30 protein-coding genes are annotated in these 25,247 nt (G+C 62.9%); 10 read left to right on the forward strand and 20 right to left on the reverse strand.

Translation table 11 applies throughout. From position 1 onward, the window contains the following. Positions 1–395: 395 nt before the first annotated feature. Positions 396–1,136 (forward strand): carbonic anhydrase, encoded by a 741-nt coding sequence (locus tag ON753_RS22020; protein WP_265965486.1) that lies wholly within the window; start codon positions 396–398, stop codon positions 1,134–1,136. 90 nt (positions 1,137–1,226) lie between these two features. Here the strand turns inward: ON753_RS22020 and ON753_RS22025 are convergent, their stop codons facing one another. After that, a complete protein-coding gene (locus tag ON753_RS22025; protein ID WP_265965488.1) occupies positions 1,227–2,417 on the reverse strand; it encodes a glycosyltransferase family 4 protein in 1,191 nt (396 codons plus the stop codon). A gap of 84 nt (positions 2,418–2,501) precedes the next feature. Here ON753_RS22025 and ON753_RS22030 point away from each other — a divergent pair, with 84 nt between their 5' ends. Beyond that, complete coding sequence (locus ON753_RS22030) at positions 2,502–3,275, forward strand: alpha/beta hydrolase (protein WP_265965490.1); 774 nt, start codon at positions 2,502–2,504, stop codon at positions 3,273–3,275. Here ON753_RS22030 and ON753_RS22035 read toward each other — a convergent pair. Beyond that, positions 3,272–3,913 (reverse strand): DNA-3-methyladenine glycosylase family protein, encoded by a 642-nt coding sequence (locus ON753_RS22035; protein ID WP_265965492.1) that lies wholly within the window; start codon positions 3,911–3,913, stop codon positions 3,272–3,274. The genes ON753_RS22030 and ON753_RS22035 overlap by 4 nt on opposite strands. Before the next feature lie 103 nt (positions 3,914–4,016). Between ON753_RS22035 and gluQRS the strand changes: the two genes are divergently transcribed. After that, complete coding sequence (gene gluQRS / locus ON753_RS22040) at positions 4,017–4,901, forward strand: tRNA glutamyl-Q(34) synthetase GluQRS (RefSeq protein ID WP_265965494.1); 885 nt, start codon at positions 4,017–4,019, stop codon at positions 4,899–4,901. A gap of 1 nt (position 4,902) precedes the next feature. Here the strand turns inward: gluQRS and ON753_RS22045 are convergent, their stop codons facing one another. After that, positions 4,903–5,877 carry an AEC family transporter gene (locus tag ON753_RS22045; RefSeq protein ID WP_265965496.1) on the reverse strand — a complete coding sequence of 325 codons (975 nt, stop codon included), beginning with the start codon at positions 5,875–5,877 and terminating at the stop codon, positions 4,903–4,905. A gap of 216 nt (positions 5,878–6,093) precedes the next feature. On the opposite strand from ON753_RS22045, the gene ON753_RS22050 reads away from it, so the two are divergent. Beyond that, positions 6,094–7,242, forward strand: a complete 1,149-nt coding sequence (locus tag ON753_RS22050) for a hybrid sensor histidine kinase/response regulator (RefSeq protein ID WP_265965498.1) — start codon at positions 6,094–6,096, stop codon at positions 7,240–7,242. Between the two features lie 58 nt (positions 7,243–7,300). On the opposite strand, the gene ON753_RS22055 is transcribed toward ON753_RS22050, so the two are convergent. Beyond that, positions 7,301–7,843, reverse strand: coding sequence for a 2-hydroxychromene-2-carboxylate isomerase (locus ON753_RS22055; RefSeq protein ID WP_265967233.1), 543 nt, complete (start codon positions 7,841–7,843; stop codon positions 7,301–7,303). A gap of 205 nt (positions 7,844–8,048) precedes the next feature. Here ON753_RS22055 and ON753_RS22060 point away from each other — a divergent pair, with 205 nt between their 5' ends. Beyond that, positions 8,049–8,906 (forward strand): phosphatase PAP2 family protein, encoded by an 858-nt coding sequence (locus tag ON753_RS22060; protein WP_265965499.1) that lies wholly within the window; start codon positions 8,049–8,051, stop codon positions 8,904–8,906. Between the two features lie 5 nt (positions 8,907–8,911). On the opposite strand, the gene ON753_RS22065 is transcribed toward ON753_RS22060, so the two are convergent. After that, positions 8,912–9,172, reverse strand: a complete 261-nt coding sequence (locus ON753_RS22065) for a hypothetical protein (RefSeq protein ID WP_265965500.1) — start codon at positions 9,170–9,172, stop codon at positions 8,912–8,914. Between the two features lie 93 nt (positions 9,173–9,265). After that, positions 9,266–9,727: a low molecular weight protein-tyrosine-phosphatase gene (locus ON753_RS22070; protein ID WP_265965502.1), complete on the reverse strand. Its 462-nt coding sequence runs from the start codon at positions 9,725–9,727 to the stop codon at positions 9,266–9,268. 155 nt (positions 9,728–9,882) lie between these two features. Here ON753_RS22070 and ON753_RS22075 point away from each other — a divergent pair, with 155 nt between their 5' ends. Further along, the gene (locus ON753_RS22075) at positions 9,883–10,179 is read left to right on the forward strand and encodes a 4a-hydroxytetrahydrobiopterin dehydratase (RefSeq protein ID WP_265965504.1); all 297 of its coding nucleotides are present in this window, start codon (positions 9,883–9,885) and stop codon (positions 10,177–10,179) included. A 13-nt stretch (positions 10,180–10,192) separates the two neighbouring features. On the opposite strand, the gene ON753_RS22080 is transcribed toward ON753_RS22075, so the two are convergent. Beyond that, positions 10,193–10,429 carry a sulfurtransferase TusA family protein gene (locus tag ON753_RS22080; RefSeq protein WP_265965506.1) on the reverse strand — a complete coding sequence of 79 codons (237 nt, stop codon included), beginning with the start codon at positions 10,427–10,429 and terminating at the stop codon, positions 10,193–10,195. Between the two features lie 290 nt (positions 10,430–10,719). On the opposite strand from ON753_RS22080, the gene ON753_RS22085 reads away from it, so the two are divergent. The 4 genes from ON753_RS22085 (at position 10,720) to ON753_RS22100 (ending at position 14,264) form a co-directional block, all read left to right on the forward strand. Continuing rightward, entirely contained in the window at positions 10,720–11,532 is an 813-nt protein-coding gene (locus tag ON753_RS22085; RefSeq protein WP_265965507.1) for a substrate-binding periplasmic protein, read from the forward strand. Between the two features lie 49 nt (positions 11,533–11,581). Then, positions 11,582–12,133: a DUF924 family protein gene (locus ON753_RS22090; RefSeq protein WP_265965509.1), complete on the forward strand. Its 552-nt coding sequence runs from the start codon at positions 11,582–11,584 to the stop codon at positions 12,131–12,133. A gap of 435 nt (positions 12,134–12,568) precedes the next feature. Beyond that, positions 12,569–12,907, forward strand: a complete 339-nt coding sequence (locus ON753_RS22095) for a P-II family nitrogen regulator (protein WP_265965511.1) — start codon at positions 12,569–12,571, stop codon at positions 12,905–12,907. A gap of 19 nt (positions 12,908–12,926) precedes the next feature. Then, on the forward strand, positions 12,927–14,264 hold the full coding sequence (locus ON753_RS22100) for an ammonium transporter (RefSeq protein ID WP_265965513.1): 1,338 nt from the start codon (positions 12,927–12,929) through the stop codon (positions 14,262–14,264). Positions 14,265–14,447: 183 nt separating this feature from the next. Here ON753_RS22100 and ON753_RS22105 read toward each other — a convergent pair whose 3' ends face one another. From ON753_RS22105 to ON753_RS22165, 13 genes are all read right to left on the reverse strand, one after another. Continuing rightward, the gene (locus ON753_RS22105) at positions 14,448–15,125 is read right to left on the reverse strand and encodes an HAD family hydrolase (RefSeq protein WP_265965515.1); all 678 of its coding nucleotides are present in this window, start codon (positions 15,123–15,125) and stop codon (positions 14,448–14,450) included. 52 nt (positions 15,126–15,177) lie between these two features. Next, positions 15,178–15,984 carry an ABC transporter permease subunit gene (locus ON753_RS22110; RefSeq protein ID WP_265965516.1) on the reverse strand — a complete coding sequence of 269 codons (807 nt, stop codon included), beginning with the start codon at positions 15,982–15,984 and terminating at the stop codon, positions 15,178–15,180. A 65-nt stretch (positions 15,985–16,049) separates the two neighbouring features. Next, positions 16,050–16,943, reverse strand: a complete 894-nt coding sequence (locus ON753_RS22115) for a cation diffusion facilitator family transporter (RefSeq protein ID WP_265965518.1) — start codon at positions 16,941–16,943, stop codon at positions 16,050–16,052. Between the two features lie 182 nt (positions 16,944–17,125). Further along, a complete protein-coding gene (locus tag ON753_RS22120; RefSeq protein ID WP_265965519.1) occupies positions 17,126–17,911 on the reverse strand; it encodes a DUF1223 domain-containing protein in 786 nt (261 codons plus the stop codon). A 242-nt stretch (positions 17,912–18,153) separates the two neighbouring features. After that, positions 18,154–18,765 (reverse strand): DsbE family thiol:disulfide interchange protein, encoded by a 612-nt coding sequence (locus tag ON753_RS22125; RefSeq protein WP_265965521.1) that lies wholly within the window; start codon positions 18,763–18,765, stop codon positions 18,154–18,156. A gap of 6 nt (positions 18,766–18,771) precedes the next feature. Next, positions 18,772–18,945 (reverse strand): heme exporter protein CcmD, encoded by a 174-nt coding sequence (ccmD, locus tag ON753_RS22130; protein ID WP_265965522.1) that lies wholly within the window; start codon positions 18,943–18,945, stop codon positions 18,772–18,774. 5 nt (positions 18,946–18,950) lie between these two features. Continuing rightward, positions 18,951–19,718: a heme ABC transporter permease gene (locus tag ON753_RS22135; protein WP_265965525.1), complete on the reverse strand. Its 768-nt coding sequence runs from the start codon at positions 19,716–19,718 to the stop codon at positions 18,951–18,953. Between the two features lie 132 nt (positions 19,719–19,850). After that, complete coding sequence (ccmB, locus tag ON753_RS22140) at positions 19,851–20,522, reverse strand: heme exporter protein CcmB (protein ID WP_265965528.1); 672 nt, start codon at positions 20,520–20,522, stop codon at positions 19,851–19,853. Continuing rightward, on the reverse strand, positions 20,519–21,178 hold the full coding sequence (ccmA, locus tag ON753_RS22145) for a heme ABC exporter ATP-binding protein CcmA (RefSeq protein ID WP_265967234.1): 660 nt from the start codon (positions 21,176–21,178) through the stop codon (positions 20,519–20,521). The genes ccmB and ccmA overlap by 4 nt, the downstream gene beginning before the upstream one ends. 202 nt (positions 21,179–21,380) lie before the next feature. After that, positions 21,381–22,157 carry a hypothetical protein gene (locus ON753_RS22150; protein ID WP_265965530.1) on the reverse strand — a complete coding sequence of 259 codons (777 nt, stop codon included), beginning with the start codon at positions 22,155–22,157 and terminating at the stop codon, positions 21,381–21,383. A 185-nt stretch (positions 22,158–22,342) separates the two neighbouring features. Beyond that, the gene (locus tag ON753_RS22155; RefSeq protein WP_265965532.1) at positions 22,343–23,230 is read right to left on the reverse strand and encodes a hypothetical protein; all 888 of its coding nucleotides are present in this window, start codon (positions 23,228–23,230) and stop codon (positions 22,343–22,345) included. Positions 23,231–23,318: 88 nt separating this feature from the next. After that, entirely contained in the window at positions 23,319–24,242 is a 924-nt protein-coding gene (locus tag ON753_RS22160) for an RDD family protein (protein ID WP_265965534.1), read from the reverse strand. Further along, positions 24,239–25,246 (reverse strand): stage II sporulation protein M, encoded by a 1,008-nt coding sequence (locus ON753_RS22165; RefSeq protein WP_265965536.1) that lies wholly within the window; start codon positions 25,244–25,246, stop codon positions 24,239–24,241. Before ON753_RS22165 ends, ON753_RS22160 begins: the two co-directional genes overlap by 4 nt. Between the last annotated feature and the right edge of the window lies 1 nt (position 25,247).

The following is a 25,247-nucleotide window of genomic DNA, read 5'->3' on the forward strand; positions in this document are numbered from 1 at the left end:
CCATTCTTAAGGCGTTGCACGGCCTTGGGAAAACCCTAAGGTTGCTTTGCGCGCCGTAGCGGAAGAACCATGGAAAAACTGCGGGGGGCCCGGGATCGTGTCCGGGCCGGGGTGCGATCTACGGGAGGGTCGTCAGGCCGTCGAGAAGAATGAAGAAGTTCGGAATTTACTTGTACGTCTTATAGAATTTTATTGGTATCGTCCGAACTATTTTGACTGTCTTACTGTAAACGTATTTCTTGTTATCCTTCCTTTTTGCCTTCGTTTCTTTTAGATTGCAAAAATTACATGTAATTAAGTTTGTCTCCGTCCGGCGCGGGTGTATCAACTTTCCCGTCCCAACCAAGGGCATGCAACTTCCTCCCGCATGCCAAACGAGAAAAACGGAGACAATCATGATATCTCGCATCGTACTGACCGCCACCACGGGAGTCTTTCTGGCCACGTCCGCAATGGCGGCGGATACACAGCACTGGACCTATGAAGGATCGGAAGGTCCCGCGCATTGGGGCGAACTCTCGCACGATTTCGCAACCTGCGAAGCCGGCGACGAGCAGTCGCCCGTCGATATCGCCAATGCCGTCAAGGCAGAACCGGCCAAGATCGAACTGCACTGGAATCCCGAGGCGGACTGGAGCGAAGCGAATAACGGCCACAGCATCCAGAACAATTCCAAGAATGGCGGCTACATCACGCTCGCCGGCAAGGAATACGAGCTTCTGCAGTTCCATTTCCATGCACCGTCCGAGCACGCCCTCGATGGCGAGCGCCTGCCCATGGAAGCCCATTTCGTTCACAGGGCCGAGGACGGCAACCTCGCCGTTCTGGCCGTGATGATCAAAGGCGGCGGTGAGAACGACCTGTTCCAGGCTCTCATGGACGCAGCTCCCCGCAAGGGCGGCGAAGAAGTGGAAATCGGCAAGGCCGATCCGTCCAGACTGCTGCCGGCGTCGCAGCATTTCTATCGTTACCAGGGCTCTCTCACCACGCCGCCATGCTCGGAAACCGTGGTGTGGACGATCCTGAAGGAGCCGGTTGCCGTCTCGGACGCAGCCATCGAAGAGTTCCAGGACATCTACGCCATGAATGCCCGCCCCCTGCAGGAGCCCGGCCGCCGCTATATTCTCGAAGACTGATTGCTGCCGCTAGCGGCCGAATGACGGACGATGGGCGGCATCTGCCCATCGTCACGCAATTAGCGGACGGAAATCCCGGCCTTCTGTGTATCAGGCGGCGGCGAAGGGCTCGCTCAGAAGCTTCGTGTAGACCTCCAGGGTCTTGGCGCACATGGTTTCCACGGAGAAGTTGCGGCGGACATGGGAAAGTGCCCGGTCGGTTACCTGGTTTCGGGTGGCCGGATCCAGGTCAAGCACCATGCGGATCGCATCGGCAAGCGCCTGCGGATCGCCCGGCGGAACGCGCCAGCCCGTGCGTTCGTCCTCGCGCGCCTGGGGCGGGGCAAGCACGGTTTCCTTGACCGCGCCCAGATCCGAAACGATGACCGGGACGCCGGCCGCCTGGGCTTCCACCGCCGCGCGGCCGAAGGCCTCCGGTTCAACGGAGGCAACCACGGAAATATCCGCCAGGGCAAGCGCCGCGGGAACGTCGGCGCAATGGCCGACCAGCCGCACGCTGTCGTGCAGCCCGCGGTCCGCGATCATCTTCTTGAGCTCGCCCGTGTAGCCGTCGCGGCCCTGGGCGTCACCGGCCAGGATGGCAATCGGCCCGGTGAGGCCGGCCTCCTTCAAGAGCGCCATGGCCTCGATCACCACCTTCTGCCCCTTCCATGCAGTCAGGCGCGCCATGTTCAGGATCATCGGCCGGCCGCTGGGAACGCCCCAACCGTCCTTCAGCGCTTGCTGGCGCAAGGCGCTGACATTCTCCCGGGCCAGCGCCTTGAGGTCCGATCCGCGCTCGATCACGGTAATGCGGTCGGCGGCGAAGGCGTGGCGCTCGCCGATGAGATCTGCAATGAAGTTTGAATTGGCAATCACGGCGTCGCCGCGCGCCATCACCGAATTGTAGAAGGCCTTCAGGGCGCCCGACTGGTTATAGGTGCCGTGATAGGTTGTCACGAAGGGGACTTTCGCGCGCCGCGCCGCCCACAGCGACGACCAGGCCGGGGCGCGGCTTCTGGCATGGATGATGCTGACATTGCGTTCCTGAATGATGCCGGTCAGGCGGGCGGCGTTTTGCCAAAGGGTCAGCGGGTTCTTCGATTTCACCGGCAGGACGATGTGTTCGGCGCCGGCCTCTTTCAGCCCGCCCACCAGCTGGCCGCCCTGGCTGACCACCAGTGCCGTCCCGCCGGCGTCCACGATCGACCGGGCCACATCCAGGGTCGTGCGCTCCGCGCCCCCGGAATTGAGGTCCGGGATCACTTGCAGAACGGTGGTTGCGGGGGGCAATTGAACCAAGTCGGTCCTCCGGTAATCTTTTCAAGGCGGGTCGGCTGTGCCAAAGGCAGTATATAAATCAAACAATGGAATGAGAGCCATAATATGGGTGCAAGCGAACCGCAATTCATCACGGCGGGAAAAAACGGTGCCGAGCGCCGGATCGCCGTGCAGCACACCCCGGGCAATGGGCCTGGCCTTATGTGGTTCTCCGGATTCAAATCGGACATGAGCGGCACCAAGGCGGCGGCCCTTGCCGAGTTCGGCACGGCGCGCGGCCAGGAGGTGGTCCGGTTCGATTATTCCGGCCACGGACGCTCCGGCGGCGACTTCGAGGAGGCCTGCGTCTCCGACTGGCTGGAAGAGGCCGAAACCGTCTTCGACCGGTTCTGTACGGGCGAGACGGTCCTGGTCGGGTCGTCCATGGGCGGATGGATCTCCCTGCTGCTGGCCCTGAGGCGCAAGGCCTCCGGCAGGATCAAGGGCCTCGTCCTGATCGCCCCGGCGGTCGATTTCACCGAGGAGCTGATGTGGAACGGGCGGTTCAGCGACGAGGTCCGCAGCACTCTCCTGTCAGAGGGCCGGTGGGCGCAGCCCTCCGCCTACGGCGATGAGCCTTACGTGATCACGCGCAAGCTGATCGAGGACGGGCGCAAGCATCTCCTGTTCGGCAAGCCGCTCCATATCGGCGCTCCGGTCACGATCCTACAGGGCGGTGAGGACCCGGACGTTCCGGCAAGCCACGCCCGGCGGCTGGTCGAAGCCCTGCCCCAGGACGATGTCACCTTTTCCCTGGTGCCGGATGGGGATCACAGGCTGTCCCGGCCAGAGGATATCGAACTGCTGCTGCGGGCGGTTGCGGAAATGTCGGCACCCTAAACCGGCAGCGTTTCGCGTCCCTGTTTCTGCACCCGGTACCAGGCCCAGAAGAGGCGCGCGGCGATGGCGCGATGCGGCGACCAGTTCTCGGCGAGTTCGTCCAGAACCCTGGGCGCCGGCCTGTCGGCGAGCCCCAGCGCATCGCGGACGGCGATCTGGAGGGCAAGGTCGCCGCTTGGGAAAACGTCGGAATGTCCGGCGCAGAAGAGCAGAAAGATGTCCGCCGTCCAGCGGCCGATCCCCTTGATGGCGCACAGCCGGGCATGGGCCTCGTCGGCCGGCGCGTCCGCCAGGCGGGCAAGATCCAGGCCGTCCCCGCAGGCCAGCGCGACCGCCCGCAGGGTTCTGATCTTGGGGCGGGAAAGACCGCAGCCCGCAAGCGCTTCATCCGGGAATGTGTTCAGATGCTCGGCGGTGAGGGGCGAAACCAGCGCCCGGAAACGGGCGAAGATCGCCGAGGCGCTGGCAACGGATACCTGTTGGCCGGTGACGATCTGCGCAAGCCCCTCGAAATCTGCGCTCCGGCGGCGCAAGGGAAGGGCGCCGGCGGTTTGCGAAATCTCCTCCAGGCGCGGGTCGAGACGCAGGAGCCCGGCCAGGCCGGAACGGATGTCTTCTTCTGTGGCAATCGGTATCATCGGGAAGGATCGGGGCTGTGGACGTTTGCGAAGACCGCCGGGGGTGATAGGTAGTGACTTGAATTGAAGTTCTCCAGTCCGTCAACCCGGTTCCGCCTGCCCTATGCCAGAACCCGTCTTCCGTTTTGCTCCCTCCCCGAACGGGCATCTGCATCTCGGCCATGCCCTGTCGGCGCTGTTGAATGCCCGGGCGGCAGTGGCGCTCAGCGGACGGCTCCTGGTGCGGCTGGAAGACATCGACCGGACTCGCTGCACGCCCGAGCTGGAACGCGAGATGCTCGAGGATCTCGCCTGGCTCGGCCTTCAATGGGAAGAACCGGTGCTGCGCCAGTCGGACTGCTTTCCCCAATACCGCGAAGCCCTGGAGCGGCTGCAGGATATGGGGCTGGTCTATCCGGCCTATCTGACCCGTGCCGAAGTCAGGAGCTACGTGAGCGCTCATGAGGCGGAGGGCAAGCCCTGGCCGCGCGATCCGGACGGGGCGCCGGTCTATCCGCGTGACGAGGTGGTGATTTCGCAAGCAGAACTCAGCGCGCGGGCGGACAGTGACGCCCCCTTCGCCTTGCGCCTCGACATGACCCGGGCGCTTGCGCGCCTCGGCGGGCCGCTGTTCTGGGAGGAGACCGGCGCCGAAGGACCGGCGCTGTTCGCGCCGGGCAAAAAGGCGCCCGTCGACGCGGCCGCCTGGGGCGACGTGGTTCTTGCCCGCAAGGATACGCCGACAAGCTATCACCTTGCCGTTGTGGTCGACGATGCCCGCCAGGGAATCACCGACGTCCTGCGCGGCCTGGACCTCTACCACGCCACAAGCGTGCACCGCGTCCTGCAGGAACTGCTCGGCCTGCCCGCTCCGCGTTACCGGCATCACCGGCTCATTCTGGGCGAGGACGGCCGCAAACTGTCGAAGTCCAGCCAGGACACCAGTCTCAGGTCCCTGCGCGCAGCGGGCATGACCCATACCGAACTGCGCCGGAAGATCGGGTTTTAACTTAACGCAAACTCAGCCCGAACCAGCTGTCCAGGAACCAGACCCACAGGCTGGTGGTCACGATGGCGATCAGCGTGGTGGTGGTGATCGCGTTGGCCGACATGGCGTGGCCGGTTCCGTAGCGGTTGGCGAAAATATAGGCGTTGACGCCGGTCGGGCAGGCGGCGGTCAGGGTCGCCACCGCGGTCCACAGCGGCGGCAGGTTGAACAGGAACGAGCTTGCAGCGAAAACGGCGGCGGGCATGAGCATCACCTTGATCAAGCTGAGCAGCAGGCCCGGCACCACATTGCCGCGTATGCCGTATTGCACGAGACTCATTCCAAGCGACATCAGCGCCAGCGGCAGGGCCGTCGCGCCGATGCGGTTCAGGACGTCCTGCGCGACCTGGTGCGGCTCAAGGCCGGTCAATCGCCACAGAAAGGCGGCAATGATCGTCAGGATCAGTGGATTGGTCAGAAGGCTGCGGCCGGCGTTGACCGTCAACCGGCCAAGCGGCGGGGTGGTCGTGCCGCCGTCGACGGCGGCCGCCCGTTCCATGACGACGGACATGACGACCGTCATGGTCGCCAGGTGGATGGAAATGATCAGCAGCAGCGGAACCAGCCCGTCATCGCCGTAGACGGCCGCGACGAGCGGCAAGCCCACCAGAATGGTATTTGCGAAGGCGGACGAGATGCCGCCGATTGCGCCGGCGCGCGCATCGCGGCCAAAGCCCATGCGGATGACCAGCGTGCCGAGCGTCCAGGCAACGCCGACGCCCAGGAAGTAGCTCGCCCAGAGCGCCAGTGGCACGCCGGCAGACAGGTCCGCGTTGATCAGCGTCCGGAACATCAGCACGGGGATCGCCACCACGTAGACGAACTGGCCGAGCGCGTCGCTGACCGCCTGTTTGAGGATCCGGAACCGCGCCAGGGCGTAGCCGATCCCGATCAGAACGAAAACGGGGGCGACGATCAGGAATGTTTGTGCAAGCATCTCGTTTCGACCGGAGCGGCTTTTCAAATAACGGACAGGGCGGGACGCAACCGGCGGATGAGCGCGACGTTGCGGGACTGGATGGACAGAGGCAGGGTGCCAAGGTAATACCAACCGTGCGGCTGCAAGAAGCGCACAGCATTGGTCAAAGTGGCTTTTTGCCGGCCGTCTGGCAAGCCCTGTTGACAGCCATCGTGGAAGAAAGGGCCGGGCCTCATGGCAGATCATGACGACGACAGCGTCGAACTCGCGCTCCTGGCCCATGATCTGAGAACACCGCTTGCGGCCATGCGCCTGACCGCCGAACTGATCGGCAACGCCCCCCTCAACAAGGCCCAGACGGAGCAGCTTGCGATTCTCGTCCGCTCCATCGACGCGCTCACCCAGATGACCGGCGAACTCATCAAGGCGGCGGAGCCGGGAACCAGCCCGGAATCCGCGCCAGTGCGCATTGCCGACATCGTGTCGGATGTTGCCGGCCTCTTCCAGGCCGCGGCCGGCGCAAAGAACCTCTTGCTGGAGACCTCCGTCGAGGACGCGGCCCGCGATTGCCTGACCCGCCATGGCGGCGCCTTGCGCCGCGTGTTGGCGACGCTGGTGGACAATGCGGTGAAATACACGCCCGAAGGCGGCGTAAGGGTCGAGATCAGGGCTCTGGCGCCTGACGATGCCGGGAGAGCCTGGGTCAGTGTTGCGGTCGCCGACAGCGGGCCGGGCATCGACGCGGCAGAACGGGCGCGGCTCTTCCGGCCTTTCGTTCGCGGCCGCCACGGCCGGGAAACCGGGCCGGGGACGGGGCTGGGGCTCTGGGGAACCGAGCACCTGGTGCGCGAGATCGGCGGCGCGCTGCAGCTTACCCGGAGCGAGACCGGCGGCAGCCGTTTCGAGGTGGAGGTCCCGTGCGAAGGACAAGGGACCGGGGACGCCGCTCCCGCCACCGCGACACGAAGACCGGCCGCCTTGCCGCATCCGGCCCATGTCCTCATCGTGGACGACAACGACACCAACTGCCGCTTGCTGGAAGCGCTGCTGGAATCCTTCGGCATCACCTCGCAAATCGCCAATTCGGGCGAGCAGGCGATCGAGATGGTCGGCAAGGGCTCATTCGACGCGGCGCTCCTGGACCTGCATATGCCCGGCATGAGCGGGGTCGAGACCGCGGAAGAATTGAGGCATCTGCGTTCAGAAGCCGATCTTCCGCTTATCGCCGTGACGGCGGCTGCGGAATCGGTCTCCGACGAGCGCCTGCGGCAGGTGGGTTTTCAGGATGTTCTGACGAAGCCGCTTTCGCCCGCCGCGCTTTTCGAGGCGCTCGAAGTCGCCCGCCAGGCAAGACGCCGGCGCGAAGATCAGGACGAGCGTTAGGCCTCCAGCAGGTAATGTCCGGCACGTCTGGCTTTAACCAACCCGCATTTTTCGGGCGTCACACCGTTTCCGACACGGCTTCCAGGGCAATTTCCAGCCGGTCGTCGCCCCAGAACAGCTCGCCGTTCGGCGCAACAAAACTCGGCGCTCCGAATATGCCGCGTTCTTCGGCTTCCGCCACTGCGGCCCGCAGGTCGTCCTTGGCGGCCGGGGCATGCGCCTCGGCGAGGACCTGCTTTGCGGGAGCGCCGACTTCCAGAAGAATTGCGGCCAGCAGGCCCTCATCGGAAATATCGAGGCCCTGTCCGAATTCCGCCATGAAGACGGCGCGGGTGAAGGCGCCGACCCAGGCCTCGTTCCGGCCCCTGCAGGCAATGCGGGCAGCGAGAAGGCTCTGCTGGGGAAAGGGCTCGGGCAAGGTGAAGGGCAGACCGTAGCGTTCGCACTGGCGCTCCATGTCGCGCACCATGTAGCGGCCCTTTGCCGGATAGAAATTGAAGGGCGAGGTCGACCAGCCCTGCTTCTTGAAAATAGGACCCAGGAGAAAGGGCCGCCAGACGATCGAAACGCCGAGATCGCGGGAGACGGCCTCGATCCGCATGGCGGAGAGATAGCTGTAGGTGGAGGCGAACTCGTACCAGAACTCGAGGGCAGGTGCGGTTTCCGGCCCCAATGAAGCATTGGTCCCATCCGATGACTGCGCTGGCGGATTGTTTTCTGCCACGTGACGACCTCGCGAACGCCTGTGCCGGGCAGGCCGGCAAGAAGGGATTGGACAGGCTTTCCGGATGCGTTAAAGAGCAGCCATGAGCGAAGCCCGATCCAGCCAGAATAGTGTGAAGTCCGCGCCGCGCAAGGTCGCCGTTTGGTGCATTGATCATCCGATCACAGCGGTAAGCCTTTATATCTGTGTGGTGTCGCTGTTCTTCCTGGCGTTTCCCCGGGTCGATTTCTGGGCCAGCGGGCTGTTCCACTCGGCCGCCAGCGGTTTTGCCGCCGAGAACGTGCCGTTCCTGCGCGACGTCAGGCATCTGGGGCCGTTTCTCGTGCGGGTGATCGCGATCACCTGCCTTGCGGTGCTCTTAGCGAAGCTGCTGGTTCCGGAGAGGGGGCCGCTGATGCCGCTGCGCATGCCGGTGTTCCTGCTGACAACCCTCATTCTGGGGCCGGGCATCCTGGTGAACTCGATCCTCAAGGACAACTGGGGCCGTCCGCGTCCGCGTTCGGTCGAGGAATTCGGCGGCGACCTGCCGTTTCAGCCGGTCTGGAAGATCACCGATCATTGCGACAGCAACTGTTCCTTCGTGTCCGGCGAAGCCTCGGCCAGCATGTGGCTGGTGTCCGTGGCGTTTCTGGTCCCGCCAACCTGGCGCAAGGCCGTTCTGGCATTCGTCCTGCCGCTCTGTCTCATCCTGTCGGTCAACCGGATTGCGTTCGGCGGGCACTTCCTGTCCGACACGCTGCTGTCCTGGGGACTGACCCTTTTGCTCGTCCTGGTGGTTTACCGGCTTCTCTACGTGAAGGACCCGCCGCTTGTGAGCGACAGGCAGCTCGATGCGTGGTTCACCGTCAGCGGCCGCAGGCTGCAGGATGCTTTTCAGCGCGTCTCGGTGTGGATCCGGCAGGGCTGGCGCGGGGTGGTCCGGATCTTCTCCGAGCATTGAGCGCTCTATTTCTTGCGCGGCCGCGTGCGTTTCAGGATCCGGGCGAAGCGGAGCGGGGATCTGTCTTCCACCCAGGTGATCGCGTCGTTGAGACGGGGCAGGTGTCTGCGGCGCATGCGCAGCATCCGCGTCGCGCCGCGGCTCGTACCGACAATGATGATCATGCCGAGTGCCAGCAGCGGGACCCCTGTGGGCACGGGCAGCCAGAGCGTCGCCAGACCGAGCAGGATGAAAACAGCAGCCAGGGACCACCACAGAAGTTTCATTTCGAAGCCGGAATCACACGCGGGACAGGCATTCATACAGCAGAGCGTGAAACGGGATTATGAACGTCCTGCATCGCCGAAAGTCCGGCCGGTTCAGATCACCGTGCCGAGAAAATCCTCGCAGCCGTCCCGCACGAGCCGGTAGACCTGCTCAAATCCATCCGGCCCGCCGTAATAGGGATCGGGAACGTCCCTTGCCGGATTGTCCAGCAGCAGGCGGATCCTCGCGGTGCCGGCCCCGGTCCTGGACTTGAGCGTGCTCAGGTTGCTTCCGTCCATCGCCACGATCGTATCGAATGCACTGAAATCGTCCGCCCGGACCTGCCTGGCACGCTGTGCGGACAGGTCGATGCCATACGTGGCGGCAATCGCGATGGAACGCGGATCCGGCGGATTGCCGGCATGCCAGGCGCCCGTACCGGCGGAATCGATCAGCAACCGGTCCGCAACACCGGCCTCCTCCGCCAGCGCGCGGAAGACGCCCTCGGCAAGCGGCGAGCGGCAGATGTTGCCAAGGCAGACGAAGAGGACGGAATGGCGCAAGCGGATCTCCATGGCGTCTTTTGCGGGTGGGACCCATCTAACCTGCCGCCGCGGGCCCGGCAATGCAAACCAGTGGCCGGGCGCCCATCGCTTTCACGCAGACATGCCGTTAGGGTGGGCCCGGGGCACAACAGTTCTGGGGCACAACAGATACGGAGGAGGATCAGATGGTAGAACGGTTGAAACCGGAAGACCGCGCCGCCGGACTTTCGGCACTGGCCGGCTGGCATGCGTGCGAAGGGCGGGACGCCATTTCGAAGTCCTTCAGGTTCCGCAATTTCCGCGAGGCATTCGCGTTCATGACAGAGGTCGCGCTTGTCGCGGAAAAGATGAATCACCATCCGGAATGGTCGAATGTCTACCGCAGCGTGGACATCACCCTGTCCACCCATGACGTGGACGGCCTGAGCAAGCTGGATCTGGAACTTGCGGCGAAGATAGACAAGATCGCAAACCGGAATTGAGCGGCATGCGCCGTCAGCCGCCCTTGGCGAGCCGGAACGTATGCCCGGTTTCCGTGCGTTCGGCCGCCAGCAGCGTATGGCCGTTCTCCGCGCAGAAATGCGGAATGTCGATCTCGGCCATGGGATCCGTGGTCAGTACGGTCAACCGGTCGCCCGTGGAAAGGCGCGTCAATGCCTTGCGCGTTTTCAAAACCGGCAGTGGGCACTTCAGGCCCTTCAGATCGAGTGTCGTTTCGCTCACGGATCGCATTTCCTGGCATTGTGCGGGTCATCGTCGACGACAAGTGGTCGTGCTGCGGGCCGGCATATTAGAGCGTTTCCCGGGCAAATTGAAACAGTGAGCGTTATTGCTCCGGAGTCTCATGGGTGCTGCGGATATTCACCTGGGATTAGCAGTTCAATCTTAGGATAAGGACCTGACAAATCGAATGCACTGGTCGCGCCGGCACCTTCGCCGGGGGTGATGCAATCGGCCTGGCGAGACCTCTGTTCATGTGATGCAGAGTAGGTGCTTCCCCGGGTGCGGGTACAGGGGGAAGAATGCGGTCACAGCTCTGCAATGTCGTCAGGATCGTCGGTGTGGTTCTGGGGCTCCAGTGTGCAGCCGCCCAGGCCGAATCGATACCGGTCCGGATCGTCGTCCAGAGCTTTGCTCCGCTGCAATGGGAGAATGACCGGCGGCCGGATGGTTATGTGACCGAGTATATCCAGTCTGTTCTGGACCGTGTCAGCAAAGGTCTGCCGGTTTATGTCAGCAGTTTCGAGTTTCTGCCCTGGAAAAGGGCGCTGCTGACGGCGGAAAACGAGCCCAATGTTCTCTTCTTTTCGATCTCGCGCACCCGGGAACGGGAAGACATGTTTCACTGGCTCGGCGAAGTCTCGCCTTACGGCCAGTATTTCTATCGGCTTGCCGGCGGCCCGGACATCGGTGCGCAAAGCATCGATGACCTGCGCAATCTCGATGTGAAGATCGGGGTGCAGGACGGCAGCAATCTGCACGCCTATCTGAAACAGCTCGGCTTTGAAGGCAGCGGCAATCTGGTGCCCGTCACCGACTACCATCAGGAAATTGAAATGTTGTTCCGCGGTCGGGTCGACCTGATTCCATTGTCCGGCGCCTTGGCCGAAGCGGCGGCCTGCAAACAGGGATTTGACGGTGGGCAACTGGAGCCGGTGGTTTTCATCGAGGCACTGGCGCAGCCATTATGGGCCGTCTTCAGCAAGGATACCGACGCCAGCCTCGTCACGGCTTTCACCCGGGAAATGGCTGTTCTGAAAGAGACCGGCTTTCTTGACCGGGAAAGGTCCGAACATGTCGAGCGCTGGCGAAAACGGGCCTGCGGCAAGCGATGACAATTGCTATAACCGACAATTCGACCGCAATTGATTCAGGAAGACCGATATGACCGATCAGCCGACGACGCCCGTTGATGTGCTCGATTTCTGGTGGCAGGCCGGAGCCGCGAAATGGTTCGCGAGAGACGACAAGTTCGACCGCAGTTGCCGGAACCTCTTTCTGGCCGCCATCGAAAAGGCGGTTGCCGGGGAACTCGATCACTGGATGGAAACGGCGGACGGGGCGCTCGCGCTGCTTCTGCTGCTGGACCAGATGCCGCGCAACGTGTTCCGGGGAACGGCCGGCGCATTCAAGGGCGACGGCAAGGCGCTGTTGGTGGCGGAACATGCCCTGGAACGCGGCTTTGACCGCGCATTCCCCAAGGAGGTCCGGGCATTCTTCTATCTTCCGTTCGAGCACTCGGAAGACATGGCGCATCAGGAAAGGTCGGTGGATCTCCACCGGGCTCTTGGCAGCATGGAGTTTTCCTACTACGCGCTGGTCCACCTTGACACCATCCGCCGGTTCGGCCGCTTTCCTCATCGCAACGCGGCGCTTGGCCGGGAAACGACACCGCAAGAACAGGCCTATCTGGATGACGGCGGCTTTTCCGCCTGATCTGGTCCCTTGAAAACGATCACGGCTTTGCCGTCGCTGACGGCAAAGCCAGCCCTCCTGAACCGGCTGCCACTTTTTTATGCGGCTGCCGGACGCAAGTGTTTCGTGCACGATTTTTTACCATTCTCCAGCAGAGTGCCTAGAAAACAGGCTGTTTGTCTGCCTCCAAAACAATCATCTCCCTTTCCTCAGCGCGTCCTTTAGGCAGCATTGGCGCCAGCTATTCCGCGGGTTTCCGCGAAAAATCGACCGAAATTCGGAAGTTGGCACGGTCCTTGATTAGAAAGGGCGGACACCGGCCCGGGCTGCTCGTCGCGGCAAAGGCAAAGACCTGGGGACCTTTTCTCACAAGGGTTCGAAACAGGCGCGATATCCGGGGTGGTCAGCCGAGCTTCTTCGACGGGAAGGGGCGACAAAAAGGGGAATGAGCGAGCAATGAAAATAGTAATGGCCATCATCAAGCCGTTCAAGCTCGACGAAGTGCGTGATGCTCTCACCGGCATCGGCATCCAGGGGCTCACGGTGACTGAAGTCAAAGGCTATGGCCGCCAGAAAGGTCACACCGAAATCTACCGCGGCACCGAATATGCGGTCAGCTTCCTGCCGAAGCTGAAAATCGAAGTCGCTGTCGACAGTGCCTCCGTCGACAAGGTTGTGGAAGTGATCTCGGGCGCCGCGAAGACGGGCCAGATCGGCGACGGCAAGATCTTCGTCTACTCGATCGATCAGGCCGTCCGTATCCGCACCGGCGAAACCGACGCCGAAGCTCTGTGATTCAGGTAAGGAAACTATCATGAAAAAACTCGTCGCCAAGGGCGCGACTTCGCTGGCCTTGCTGAGCCTTTCGGCGCTGCCGGTGCTTGCTCAGGACACTGCCGCCGCTGCCGAAGCTCCGGCCGTTTCTCCGGAAGTCGCCTACATCTTCAATACGCTGCTGTTCCTGATCGGCGGTTTCCTGGTCATGTGGATGGCTGCCGGCTTTGCCATGCTGGAAGCCGGCCTCGTCCGTTCCAAGAACGTCTCCATGCAGTGCCTGAAAAACATCGCGCTCTACTCGATCGCGGGCCTGATGTTCTGGATCACCGGCTATAACCTGATGTATACCGGCGTTGACGGCGGTTTCATCGGCTCGATCGGTCCGTATGCCTTCGATCCGGTCGGCGGCAATGCGCTCGACACCGGCTATTCCACGGCCTCCGACTGGTTCTTCCAGATGGTGTTCTGCGCGACCACCGCATCCATCGTCTCCGGCACGCTGGCCGAGCGCATCAAGCTGTGGCCGTTCCTGATCTTCACCGTCGTCCTGACGGGCTTCATCTACCCGATTGCCGGCTCCTGGCAGTGGGGCGCGGGCTGGTTGTCCGAACGGGGCTTTTCCGACTTCGCCGGTTCGACGCTGGTTCACTCCGTCGGTGGCTGGGCGGCTCTTTCCGGCGCGATCATCCTCGGTGCCCGTAAAGGCAAATACGGTGCCGACGGTTCCGTGCACCCGTTCCCGGGTTCCTCCATGCCGCTGGCAACGCTCGGAACCTTCATCCTGTGGCTCGGCTGGTTCGGCTTCAACGGCGCTTCGCAGCTGGCGATGGGCACCATCAACGACGTGAGCGACATCTCCCGCATCTTCGCCAACACCAACATGGCTGCCTGCGCAGGTGTCGTGGTCGCAATCATCCTGACCCAGGTGCTCTACAAGAAGGTCGACGTGACCATGGCTCTGAACGGTGCGCTGGCCGGTCTGGTGTCCATCACCGCCGAGCCCCTGGCTCCGAGCGTCGTGCAGTCCGTGTTCATCGGTGCTGTCGGCGGCGCGATTGTCGTCTTCGCCGTGCCGATGCTCGACAAGCTGAAAATCGACGACGTCGTCGGCGCCATTCCGGTTCACCTGCTGGCAGGTATCTGGGGCACCCTGATCGTGCCGCTGTCCAACGACGGCGCCTCCTGGGGCACCCAGATCCTCGGCATCGCCGCTTACGGCGTGTTCACGATGGTTGCCTCGGCAATCGTCTGGTTCATCCTGAAAGCAGCAATGGGCATCCGCGTCACCGCGGAAGAAGAAGCACTCGGTCTCGACAAGGTCGAAATCGGCGTCGAAGCCTATCCGGAATTCGGCACCGGCTCTCAGCGCCTCTGACCAGATCAGACCGCATTCAGGTGGAAACACCTGAATGCGGGAAAGTTGATCGACTTAAAGGTGTCGGAGCGTTTTGGCCGCTCCGGCACGAATCTCCCAAGCGGTCTATTGGCTCGGACCGCAAACTTGGAAAGCCCGGAGTTGCTCCGGGCTTCTTTTTTGTTCGGGAGATGACGGGCTCGATCAGGCCGGTTGGTGCAGCAGAAGCGCCGCCAGATCGTCATGGCTGTCGACAACCCTGTGGGCGCCGGCGGCAAGCAGCTGGTCGGCATGTCCCGCGTGGCAATGGCCGCCGCCGACAAATCCCCAAACCGTCATGCCCGCCGCAAGACCGGCCCTGACGCCGTTGACGCTGTCTTCGACGACAAGCGTTGCCGCAGGGGTTACGCCGAGATTGTCCGCGGCAAAGAGAAACAGGTCCGGCGCCGGCTTGCCCTTGTCCACCTGCTCGCCGGAATAGATGTGCGGCTCGAAATAGGAATGCAGGCCGGTGTGCTGCAGCTTCTGGATCAGCCGCTCCAGCCGCGAGGAGGAGGCCACGGCCCGCGGTCCGCTATGGGCATCCAGGAGTTCCTTGATCCCGGCAATCGCGGCAAGTTCGCGCGTGATGCGCTCGAGGGTCGCCGCGTCGAGCTCCGGGCCGAATGTTTCGGGCAGCGCTCCTTTGCCGAGCGCCTGATGGTCCAGGTCCAGCGCGGCCCAGAAGTCGTTGGCGACAAGGCCCTGGAACCGGTCCATGTAGTCCTTCAGCTCGTAGTGCAGTCCGATCCGGGCCAGATGCTCCCGCTCCACTTCCACATAGATCTTTTCCGAATCGACCAGAACGCCGTCGCAATCGAACAGGATCGCTTCAAATGCCATCTGCTTCTCGTTCTCCCGGACCGGCGGAAAGGCCGGTCGCCTTCAATTTCACCTAGTGCGAGCCGTCGAACAGGCCCTTTACCACCTGTCTTTGAAACAGGATGACAAGCAGGGCCGGGGGCAGGATTGCCAGGATTGCCAGCATCAGCCCGGGAAGGCTGGTGCGGCCGAACAGCTGCATGCCCCGGACCACCGTGTAACTGCTTTCTTCCGACGTTACTATGACGGGCCACAGATACTGGTTCCATCCGGTGACGAACAGCACCAGAAACAGGGCCCCTGCCGTCGGCAGGGAAAGCGGCAGCAGGATGTCCCTGAAGAACTTGAACGGGCCAGCGCCGTCCAGCTGCGCCGATTCGAGCAGGGATTCCGGCACGGTCAGAAGGAACTGGCGGAAGAACAGCGTTCCCAGTCCGGACGCCACCAGAGGCAGGATGAGGCCGGCGCGGGTGTTCACCAGCCCGAGGCCGGCGACCACGTCGTAGGTCGGCAGGAACCGCGATTCCAGCGGCAGCAGGAGCGTGAGCAGGAGAACGGCAAAGATGGCGCTGGCGAACCTGACGCGGAAATAGATCAGCGCATAGGCGGTCAGGAGGGACAGGATCGTTTTTAGGCCGGCAAAACCCGCGCCAAGCAGGAACGAGTTCCAGAGCATGCCGATCGCAGTCACCTTGCCGGAAAACCCTGATCCCGACGCCAGGAAAGTTCCGTAGTTCTCAAGAAGACTACCGCCGGGATCAAGTCGCGGCATCATCGGGCTGCCGGGCGCATGCGTCGTTGCCGCGAAGATGGAATAGACCGGCAGCGCCATGACCAGCGCACCGGCGATCAGAGACGATGTGGTCGACAAGCTGGGCATGAAATCGCTGCCAGTTCGGCATGTGTGAACAGTCCTGAGTTCAAAACAAATGATGGGCCTTGCCTTCAGAGCACGACGATGCCCGAATGCTTGGCCTTGTGCTCGGGCTCGACGTGAATGGTTATTCTGGCACCCGGCACGTCTTGTGCAATGGCTGCTTCGATCCGGTCGCAGATTTCGTGGGCGGTTTCCACCGGCATGCTGCCCGGGACCACGAGATGGAAATCGACGAAGGTCGACTTACCCGCGATCCGGGTCCTCAGGTCGTGGGCCTCCAGGGCCCCTTCGCCCTGCTCGGCGATCTGCAGCCGGATCTTCTCAAGGACTTCGGCCGAGGCGGCTTCATCCATCAGGCCGCCGACCGATTCCTTGACGAGTTCCCAGCCCGACCACAACACCGTGAGGCCGACAAGAACGGCAAGGGCGGGGTCCAGGATTGTCCAGCCGGTTATCAGCACCAGAACCACGCCGCCAAGCACGCCGACGGAGCTGACGACATCCGTCATCAGATGCTTGCCGTCGGCGGTGAGCGCGGGCGAGCGGTCCTTTTTGCCGTGCCAGATCAGGTATCTTGCCCATACGCCAATGATGACGGCGGAAGCCACGTTCATCGCAATCCCGGCGGGCGAATAGTGCGGGCTGTCGCCGGAGATGAAGCCCATCCAGGCGGCGCGGAAGATGGAGAGGGCGGCAAGGACGATCATCACGCCGACCAGAACGGCCGCGAAATATTCGGCTTTGTCGTGGCCATAGGGATGATTGCTGTCGGCGGGCTTGGCGGCAAACCAGACGGCGGCAAGGGTGGCGATCGACGAGGCGATGTTGACTGTGGTTTCCAGCGCGTCAGAGAACAGCGCCACGGATCCGGTCAGCCAATAGGCGCCGAGTTTGAGTGCGAACACCACAAGGCCGACAATGATGCTTGCAAAGGCAATCCACAGCCTGCGCTTAAGATCCATGCCGTTTCCCTGGTACCAATTCGTGCGGAAGACAGGTGAAAGGCTCACATCCGCATTCGCTCGAATCCGGACCGCTCTCGCCTGAAGGTCGGGTCAGGGCAAGGGGTAGCAGCTTTTGTGCGGGTTACAAGGCGGGAAACGGTCTCATTCCACAATTGGGCCGCGCTTTGGCGTATGGCTTTCTAGAATCCGCCGCGCCGGTGGAGGACCGCAGCGCCGACGATGGCGCCGGGCCCGTCCCGGTCTTCCACCTGGATCAGAACGGCGCATGTGACATCGCCCTTCAGCATCAGTTTCGATTTCGGCATTCGGAAGGTTTCCGGTCCGCCGGACCACATTCCGATCGGTTGAAGGTCCCGGACGACATTGACATATGTGATCTTTCGTCCGGCGTTTTCGCCGCGGCCGATGTTGACGGTTGCCCGGTCCTTTATGCGCAGAAAATAGACGGTGGCCATTCTTGCGCCCTTGGGCAGGCTGCCGTCCACCGTGGCCTCCACCACCATGTCGGAGATGTTGAGATCGACCGTCGCCGTGAACGGATCGCTGCGGCCGAGAGCTGCGCGAACCTCGTTCTCGCGGCTGCCTACCACATGTTCATCGCCGTTGATGACCATTTGCGGCGTATAGACCGACCGGTCGCCCCGGCGGGCCGAATAGGCGCGCTGGCGCTGGGAGTGGGCCGGGCTGGCGAGGGTGTCCCTCCAGCCGAGATAGTCCCAGTAGTCCACTGGCATCACCAGCGTGAGAACGCCGTTGTCTTCCTCAACCAGACGCTCTGCCAGGCGATCGGCGGGCGGGCAGGACGAACAGCCCTGGCTGGTGAAGAGTTCCACGACCTTTTGCGGCTCTGCCGCACGGCTCGCTCCGGGGATCATCATCGCCGCCATTGCGGCGAAGACGATCAGGTTTTTCCGGAAAGCCCGATTGCCTGTTCCGGCAGCACTGCGGGAATGTTCACCCACCATCTGGCTCAGTTCCTTGTTCGATCGCTGCATAAACTAGGCAATCGGCCTGTCAATCGCGAGTCACGAGCCGGTGACCGGCAAGGGGGTGGCCCGGCCTTGCCACGTATGTCGGATCGCGAACAGGACCTTCTAATTCACTGATAGCGATCAGCTTTCTTCATATGCGGTTCTTGACCGTTCGGAAGATCCGATCGGCCGGTACTCCCTGAATTCGCGCAAACGTGATAGCGGCTGACGCCGGCTCAGCCGCCATTCGTGACCTTTTGCAGTTCGGGCAGGAAGGTGTCGCGGTAGGAGGCCGGTGCCAGCGGGCCGATGAACTTGTAGCGGATCGTGCCCTCAGGGTCGACGATGTAGGTTTCCGGCACGCCGTAGACGCCCCATTCGATGGCCGCGCGGCCGGCATCGTCGGCGCCGATGCGATCATAGGGGTTGCCGAGGCTGCCGAGAAAGCGGCGGGCGTTCTCCGGCTTGTCCTTGTAGTTGATGCCAAGCAACTGAATGCCGTCCACCTTCGCCAGCTCTTCCAGAAGCGGATGTTCCTGGCGGCAGGGCACGCACCAGGAGGCGAACACGTTTACCACCGACACCTTGCCCATCAGGTCCTGCCGCGAGAAGCCGGGGACCTGCACACCGTCCTTCAGCACGCCGTCGACGGGATTGAGGGCGAATTCGGGCGCCGGTTTGTTGATCAGCGCCGAGGGGATCTGCTGGGGATCGCCGCCGAGCGTCAGCTGAAAGGCGAACAGTCCGGCAAGCGCGGCAAAAACCACCAGGGGCAGCAGGACCAGGACCGGAAAGCCGCGCTTCCTGGTCTGCGGCTCGTCGCCGGCGTTTGTCTCAGGAGTGCTCATCGGGGCTTAGCGACCGTTCCTGTCCGGCCGCGCGCGGGAGATCCCCTGCTCGGCCAGTTCCTTGAGGGCTCTTTCCTGAATGGCCTTGTCGATCCGCACCCAGGCGATGAGGCCGAGCACGGTCAGAAGACAAAGCCCGTAGGAGGCGATGATGAAGCCGGCGTGGGGTCCGAGATCCATTGGGTTCACTCCGCAGGCTGGGCGGTTGCGGTGGCCGATCCGGAATGGGAGGCGTTTGCCGCCCTCTGGCGCAGGGCACGGATCCGGCGGCGCAGGATTTCATTGCGCATGGCCATCAGATGCAACAAGAAGAACAGCAAGGTGAAGGCCAGCGCCATGACCAGGAGCGGCCAGAGAATGTCGGGATGAATGGTCGGTCCATCCATCCGGATGACGCTTGCCGGCTGATGCAGCGTGTTCCACCAGTCGACCGAAAACTTGATCACCGGCAGGTTGAGAGCGCCGACAAGCGTCAGAACCGCCGCCGCCTTGCCGGCCTTGATGGGGTCTTCCATGGTGCGCCACAGGGTCATCAGGCCCAGATACATGATCAGCAGCACGAGCACCGATGTCAGTCTGGCGTCCCAGACCCAATAGGTGCCCCACATGGGCTTGCCCCACAGCGAGCCGGTCACCAGCGCCATGAACGTGAAGGCCGCTCCGATGGGCGCCGCGCTCTTGGCGGAAACATCGGCCAGCGGGTGCTTCCAGACCAGCGTGCCGAGGGAGGAGACGGCCATGATCGAATAACACATCATGGAAAGCCAGGCGGCGGGCACGTGAATATACATGATCCGCACGGTATCGCCCTGCTGGTAGTCCTCCGGCGCCACGAAGAAGCTCAGATAGAGCCCGGCCGCGAAAAAGATCACGCACAGGCCCGTCAGCCAGGGCAGGATCACCTGCACCAGCCTCAAGAACCGCGTCGGATTTGCATAGTCCCAGATTGCCATATGCGCCTTTTACTTCAGTCTCCGGCAGCCTTCAATCTATCGAAGGGTCGCAGTCCCGCATTGCGTTCTGTCAAGTGTGCACAATGTGGGGCGGGGCGCTTCAAATGGCTAGCCCGCATTTCTCACACTACCCTAGTCCGCGGCGAAGCGGAGCGCGGCGGCGGAGGCGACCGGCCCGATGACCGCTGCGATCAGCGACAGGGCGCACAGGATCAGGAACGGCGTCAGGAAAGGCACCGGGTCATGAATGGCGGCATCGGCGGCGCTGACGCCGAAGATCAGCACCGGAATGGCCAGAGGGATGACCAGCACGGCAAGCAGCAGCCCGCCCCGGCGCAGCGAGACGGTGAGCGAAGCACCAATCGCCCCGATCAGCGTCAGGGCCGGCGTGCCCACCAGCAGCGTCACGGTGACGGCGCCCATGGCGACGGGATCGAGATTGAGAAAGATTGCCAGCAGCGGCGCTGCAACGACCAGGGGCAGGCCGGTCGCCACCCAGTGGGCGAGGCACTTGATCAGCACCACCAGTTCCAGCGGCCGTCCGGCCATCAGCATCAGGTCGAGCGTGCCATCGTCCCGGTCGGCCTGAAACAGCCGGTCGAGCCCGAGCAGCGTGGCGAGCAGAGCACCGATCCACAAGATGGCGGGACCGATACGCGCCAGGAGGTTGAGATCCGGCCCGACACCGAAGGGAATGACGGTGACAACGGCGAGGAAGAACAGCACGCCGACCATCGCGCTGCCGCCGACGCGCATGGAAAGGCGCAGGTCGCGCTGGAAAAGCGTGAGCGCCCAAGAACTCATGAGAGCACCGCGTCCTGCAGCGGCGCTGTCCGGGCCGCCTCCATATGCAGGATCGTGGCCCGGGCGAGCGCTAGGTCCGTATGCGTCGCCGTGACGATCAGTCCGCCGGCCGCCAGATGCGCGTTCATGAGGTCCAGAAGCTGCCTTTCGGACGTCCTGTCGAGTGCCGAGGTGGGCTCGTCCATCAGCCAGATCGGCCGGGGCGTGACCAGAAGACGCGACAGCGACAGCCGCCGCTTCTGCCCTGCGGAAAGATAGGCCGCCGGCAGATGAGCGGTGTGGCCGATGCCGAGGGTCTCAAGGGCGCCGAGCGGCGGCTTCGATGCTGCGGAGAAATCGGGGGTCCGGGCAGGTGCGTTGAAACTTTGCCAGAATTGCAGGTTCTCCAGCACCGTGAGGGCGGGTTTCACCGCGTCCTGATGGCCAAAGTAATGTGCTTGCTCGAAGACGTGCTTCTCGTCTTCTCCGCCTTCCAGCCGGATCACGCCTTTCGCGGGGGGAACCAGTCCGGCAAGCGTGCGCAGCAGGGACGACTTGCCGATGCCGTTCGGCCCGGTGACCACCAGCGCGGTGCCGCTTTCCAGCGAAAAGGACAGATCCTGAAACACCCGGCGTCCGCCGCGGTCGATGGTGAGGTTTTCGGCAATCAGTTTCAGGGCAAGGCTCCCGTGGACGTGGACGTCCGCTTTGTTAGTTGGCGCGGCAGTTATCATGCAAGGAAAATTCCCTGCCTTAACCTTTGTCAAATGCGTCCACTTTGGGAGAGCCGCTCGTGCCGGCCCCGAAATCCGGCTCGCAGAAACAATGCCTTGGCCAGCGCATCCTGCGTTCTGATGAACGCAGGATGTTCTTGTGTGCTCAGTCGAAGACCGACGCGATCTGGTCGACGCTGACGCCTTCCTTGATCTCGCGCAGCCGTGCGTAGATCAGCGCGATCACGATGCTGACAAAGCCGGCACCGACGGTGGAAACCGCTGCGAAGATGATCAGTCCCAGGAAGGTGCCGCCGACGGCAACGATGACCCCCATCAGCAGTCCGGCGACGAGATTGATGACCACGACGCAGAGGATCCCGAGCAGGAGTGCCCCGGCGATGGGCCAACGGTATTCCTTCGTGAGCGTTGCGCTGCGGCCCATGCCGCCGAAACCGACACGTTCGATGACCACGGCCGGCGCCATGACGGAGAACACCGCGTAGAGCCACAGGCCGGGAACGATAAACAGGGCAAATCCGAGGCCGACGATGATGCTCACGACAATACTCAGGATCCCGAGCGGCACCAGGGCGCTCAGCGCCGGGGCGAAATAGCGGCCGATCTGCACCGGCCGGCCGAGCTTGGCATCATAGGCCAGTTGCACCAGAAGGGCGGTGGCGAAGGAATAGACCACCATGTTCACGATCGCCGAGAGCGCAAAAGCGAAACCGCTGCCCGCGCTGGTGAACTGCGGCTCTTCCACGCCGATTGCGACGTCAAAGCCAATCAGCGCGCCCGACAGCAGATAGCCGATCAAACTGGGAACGAAGGCGACAGCGACGACCTGAATGAACTTGCTGAAAAGGATCGAAAAACTGTCGCCAATAAGCGAGCCGACCCCGAGCGCGACTTTGGGCTGACCCATGGTGATGTCAGACATGCAATTCCTCCATCTTTAAAACTATTTCAAAAGCGCGGGATGTGTTGTATTTCCCAGTAGTATTTCCAGGTTTGCACGAAATGCTCCGTGAATAGTGACCATAAGTCTTTTTTCCGATGCTCACAAGACGCAAGCAAGACTTGGAAAACCGGGTCGTTCCATGCCCCCAGGGGCCGGGTGCCCCGTCAGTCGAACACGGTCGCGACCTGGTCGACGCTGACGCCCTCCTTGATCTCGCGCAGCCGGGCGTAGATGAGGGAAGCCGCTATCGCGAGAATGCTCAAGGCGGATGAGGACAGGGCGGCGATAAGGATTCCCGCGATTAATGATGCGCCCAAGGTTCCGAAGAACCCGATCACAAACACCCCGATGATGAGCATGATCAATGCGATGGCCGCCGTCAGGAAAAATGTTCCCATGATCGGCCAGCGGTAGTCCCGGGTAAGTGCCGCGCTTCGTGCCAGGGCGCTGTATCCGGCGCGCTCGATAACGACGGCAGGAGCCATGACGGAAAACACCGCCAGGATCCAAAGGGAAAGAACAATCTGGACCGGTGTGGCGGCAAGGGCAAGAATTCGCGATACGGCGCCGAAGAGCCCCAGCAGGAAGAATAGACCGACAATCAGCGCCCCGACGGCGAAGCTCAAGATCAGGATCGGCGGCAAGGCGGTGAGGGCGGGGCGCAGATAGCGGCCGATATGGACCCGGCGCCGGAGTTTGGCATCATAGGCCAGTTGCACAATCAGGGCCGTTGTCACCGAATAGGCGGCAAGTTGCACGATCGCCAGCACAGCGGCGCCGGCGAACATGCTCGCACCGATCGACAGCGGGGCGGAAAAGTCGAAGTTGGTCGCCATTCCGAGAACAAGGGCGGGGGCTACCTGCCCGAACAGGACCGGGATCAGCCCGATGAGGAGCACGGCGATAATGTGCTTGAATAAGATCGAAAAGCTGCCGCCGATAATCGAGCCGACGCCAAGCGGCAGTCTGGGATGACGTTCCGAAGGGGCATACCCGGTTTCGCCGGGCTCGATCGGGTTGTTCTGAAGCGTGGCGGTTTCCTGATGCTGCAAATGTCTTCTCTCAAATAAAATGATTGGTCTCAATGACTTTGACTATAGCCAGCGGGGTTCGCCGCTGCAATCTCTGCGCTGTGCGGGCTCACGTCTCCTGATCGGCCTGCGCATAAAACTTGTCCTCGCGCCTGTCGCCGAACAACTGGCGTTGCTCCAGATGCTTGCGCTGCGCGTTGTAGAACGCCTGCAGGAAGCGCAGGCGATCCGCCGGTGGAATCGGGTCGGCATAGCCGATCTTCTTGCGGATTTTCTCGACGATGACCTGGATCGTCTCGTTTCTCTGCCGGGCCGAATTGTCCGATGCAGGCAGGCTCTGCCCGCGCAGCAGGGCTTCCAGTGTCTGCAGCTCGAAGGCACCGTAATGGTCGAGCTGGTGCGACAGGAATACGAACTGTTTGCGGTTGGCTCCCAGGACCGGTGCTTCGCTTGCCAGGTCCTTCAGCAGGATCGGCACGGGCAGGTGGATCACGTGCGTGCCCGCCATCATGTCGCCGAGGCGGCGGCGGTAACGGTCGAAGAACGGCACCAGCAGTCCCATGATGATCCACGCAAGCGCGGCCAGGGAGGCAAGGGGCGAGGCCGAATCCAGCATGAGGAGGAGCGTGGCGGGCAGGAACACCTCCGCCTCCTTCATCAGGTTGCGCAGCACCAGCGCATGCGCCGTCAGCGGCCCGCCGTCATGGGAGACGACCTTGATCTTCATCATCCGCTTGCCCAGGGTCTGGCCGTTCCAGACGAGTTCGGCGAGCACGTAATAGGGAACGCGGATGAAGAAGAACAGCAGCACGGCGATGGCGAACAGCGTGTTCGGGTCGGTGAGGTCAAGGACCGCCAGCAGGACGATAAGGCAGACCGTCGCGATGGTGGTCAGGAGAATGTCGGTGATTTGCGCGGCGAGGCGGACACCTACCCCGGCAATGGGCAGGGTCAGCGCCACGCCTTCCGGCGGCATGAGCGTATCGGGCGAGGGCCCCGCCCGCCTGCGGTTTTTCCAGCGCCGCAGGATCATCGCCGCCCCCGTCCGCCGAGCGTGAACCAGGCAAGCCACAGGGCGCCTGCGCCCCAGCCGATGATGAAGCGCAGGGAACGGTCCTGGACCAGTTGCCGGCCGAAAGCTTCCAGGACGGCGGCGGCAACGAGCATGATCGCCGCCACGATGGCGAGCTTGACCGCGTCACGACCCGCATGGCGCAGGGCGCCGACCCGCGTTCTATCGCCGGGAAAGAGCACCGCCGTTCCAAGCTTCAGCCCGCCGGCGCAGGCGACGCAGATCGCCGAAAGCTCGGTCACGCCGTGTATCGACAGCCAGCCGCCGAGATCCAGCCCCAGACCCCGGTCGACGTGGAGTGCGTAGAAGGCGCCGAGCGACAGGCCGTTGTAGAAGGTCAGCAGGATGGCCGGCGCGCAGGCGAAGACGCCGAGCCCGAAAACGAAGATCGCGATCCGCGTGTTGTGCGAAAAGAGATAGGACGCGAACGCGCCAAGCCCGTGGCTGCCCGTGTCGTGTCCATAGATCACTTCGCGCAGGGACTCGGTCGTCGCGTCCGGCCCGCGGCCGCCGGCCAGCTCCGTCGGCATCAGCACGTAGTACCAGTCGCTGTTTTCAAGGTAGAGCAGGTAGCCCGTCAGCACGCCGAGCGCCAGGCACAGGAAACCCAGCAGGAGAAACGGCCAGGACCGGCGCATGGCCCGCGGTGCGCCATGGGTCAGGAACCGGCTCACCAGTCCGCCGAGCCGCTGCTGCGGGGCATAGACACACAGATAGGCGCGGGCGGTCAGGGCCTCCAGATATCCCAGGAGCGCCTTGTCGAGGGAGATTTCCCGGGCGATGGCCAGCGATGTGGTGGCCTGCCGGTAGAGGGACGCCAGGTCGCGCGCCTGGGCGAAATCCATGCGCTGCAGGCCCCGGCTTTCCGCCAGCAGCACCAGCTGTTCCAGATGCCGCCAGTCCGCCTCCCGCTCCTTGCGGAACCGCGCGGAGCGCATCAGGTCCTGTCCGTCCACAAGCGCCATG

The sequence above is a fragment of the Roseibium salinum genome (assembly GCF_026240905.1).
In the GTDB taxonomy this organism is placed as follows: Bacteria; Pseudomonadota; Alphaproteobacteria; order Rhizobiales; family Stappiaceae; genus Roseibium; species Roseibium salinum.

Bases quoted from the DNA above. Each gene is read 5' to 3' on its own strand.
- ON753_RS22090 (WP_265965509.1), top strand. From the start codon at position 11,582: ATGACCGATCAGCCGACGACGCCCGTTGATGTGCTCGATTTCTGGTGG.
- ON753_RS22075 (WP_265965504.1), top strand. From the start codon at position 9,883: ATGGTAGAACGGTTGAAACCGGAAGACCGCGCCGCCGGACTTTCGGCA.
- ON753_RS22100 (WP_265965513.1), top strand. From the start codon at position 12,927: ATGAAAAAACTCGTCGCCAAGGGCGCGACTTCGCTGGCCTTGCTGAGC.
- ON753_RS22050 (WP_265965498.1), top strand. From the start codon at position 6,094: ATGGCAGATCATGACGACGACAGCGTCGAACTCGCGCTCCTGGCCCAT.
- ON753_RS22165 (WP_265965536.1), bottom strand. From the start codon at position 25,246: ATGGCGCTTGTGGACGGACAGGACCTGATGCGCTCCGCGCGGTTCCGC.
- ON753_RS22160 (WP_265965534.1), bottom strand. From the start codon at position 24,242: ATGATCCTGCGGCGCTGGAAAAACCGCAGGCGGGCGGGGCCCTCGCCC.
- ccmD (WP_265965522.1), bottom strand. From the start codon at position 18,945: ATGGATCTCGGACCCCACGCCGGCTTCATCATCGCCTCCTACGGGCTT.
- ON753_RS22095 (WP_265965511.1), top strand. From the start codon at position 12,569: ATGAAAATAGTAATGGCCATCATCAAGCCGTTCAAGCTCGACGAAGTG.
- ccmB (WP_265965528.1), bottom strand. From the start codon at position 20,522: ATGAGTTCTTGGGCGCTCACGCTTTTCCAGCGCGACCTGCGCCTTTCC.
- ON753_RS22045 (WP_265965496.1), bottom strand. From the start codon at position 5,877: ATGCTTGCACAAACATTCCTGATCGTCGCCCCCGTTTTCGTTCTGATC.
- ON753_RS22070 (WP_265965502.1), bottom strand. From the start codon at position 9,727: ATGGAGATCCGCTTGCGCCATTCCGTCCTCTTCGTCTGCCTTGGCAAC.
- ON753_RS22080 (WP_265965506.1), bottom strand. From the start codon at position 10,429: ATGCGATCCGTGAGCGAAACGACACTCGATCTGAAGGGCCTGAAGTGC.
- ON753_RS22150 (WP_265965530.1), bottom strand. From the start codon at position 22,157: ATGTCTGACATCACCATGGGTCAGCCCAAAGTCGCGCTCGGGGTCGGC.
- ON753_RS22020 (WP_265965486.1), top strand. From the start codon at position 396: ATGATATCTCGCATCGTACTGACCGCCACCACGGGAGTCTTTCTGGCC.
- ON753_RS22065 (WP_265965500.1), bottom strand. From the start codon at position 9,172: ATGAAACTTCTGTGGTGGTCCCTGGCTGCTGTTTTCATCCTGCTCGGT.
- ON753_RS22035 (WP_265965492.1), bottom strand. From the start codon at position 3,913: ATGATACCGATTGCCACAGAAGAAGACATCCGTTCCGGCCTGGCCGGG.
- ON753_RS22110 (WP_265965516.1), bottom strand. From the start codon at position 15,984: ATGCCCAGCTTGTCGACCACATCGTCTCTGATCGCCGGTGCGCTGGTC.
- ON753_RS22085 (WP_265965507.1), top strand. From the start codon at position 10,720: ATGCGGTCACAGCTCTGCAATGTCGTCAGGATCGTCGGTGTGGTTCTG.
- ON753_RS22120 (WP_265965519.1), bottom strand. From the start codon at position 17,911: ATGGTGGGTGAACATTCCCGCAGTGCTGCCGGAACAGGCAATCGGGCT.
- ON753_RS22115 (WP_265965518.1), bottom strand. From the start codon at position 16,943: ATGGATCTTAAGCGCAGGCTGTGGATTGCCTTTGCAAGCATCATTGTC.
- gluQRS (WP_265965494.1), top strand. From the start codon at position 4,017: ATGCCAGAACCCGTCTTCCGTTTTGCTCCCTCCCCGAACGGGCATCTG.
- ON753_RS22125 (WP_265965521.1), bottom strand. From the start codon at position 18,765: ATGAGCACTCCTGAGACAAACGCCGGCGACGAGCCGCAGACCAGGAAG.
- ON753_RS22055 (WP_265967233.1), bottom strand. From the start codon at position 7,843: ATGCGGATCGAGGCCGTCTCCCGCGATCTCGGCGTTTCGATCGTCTGG.
- ON753_RS22060 (WP_265965499.1), top strand. From the start codon at position 8,049: ATGAGCGAAGCCCGATCCAGCCAGAATAGTGTGAAGTCCGCGCCGCGC.
- ON753_RS22105 (WP_265965515.1), bottom strand. From the start codon at position 15,125: ATGGCATTTGAAGCGATCCTGTTCGATTGCGACGGCGTTCTGGTCGAT.
- ON753_RS22135 (WP_265965525.1), bottom strand. From the start codon at position 19,718: ATGGCAATCTGGGACTATGCAAATCCGACGCGGTTCTTGAGGCTGGTG.
- ON753_RS22030 (WP_265965490.1), top strand. From the start codon at position 2,502: ATGGGTGCAAGCGAACCGCAATTCATCACGGCGGGAAAAAACGGTGCC.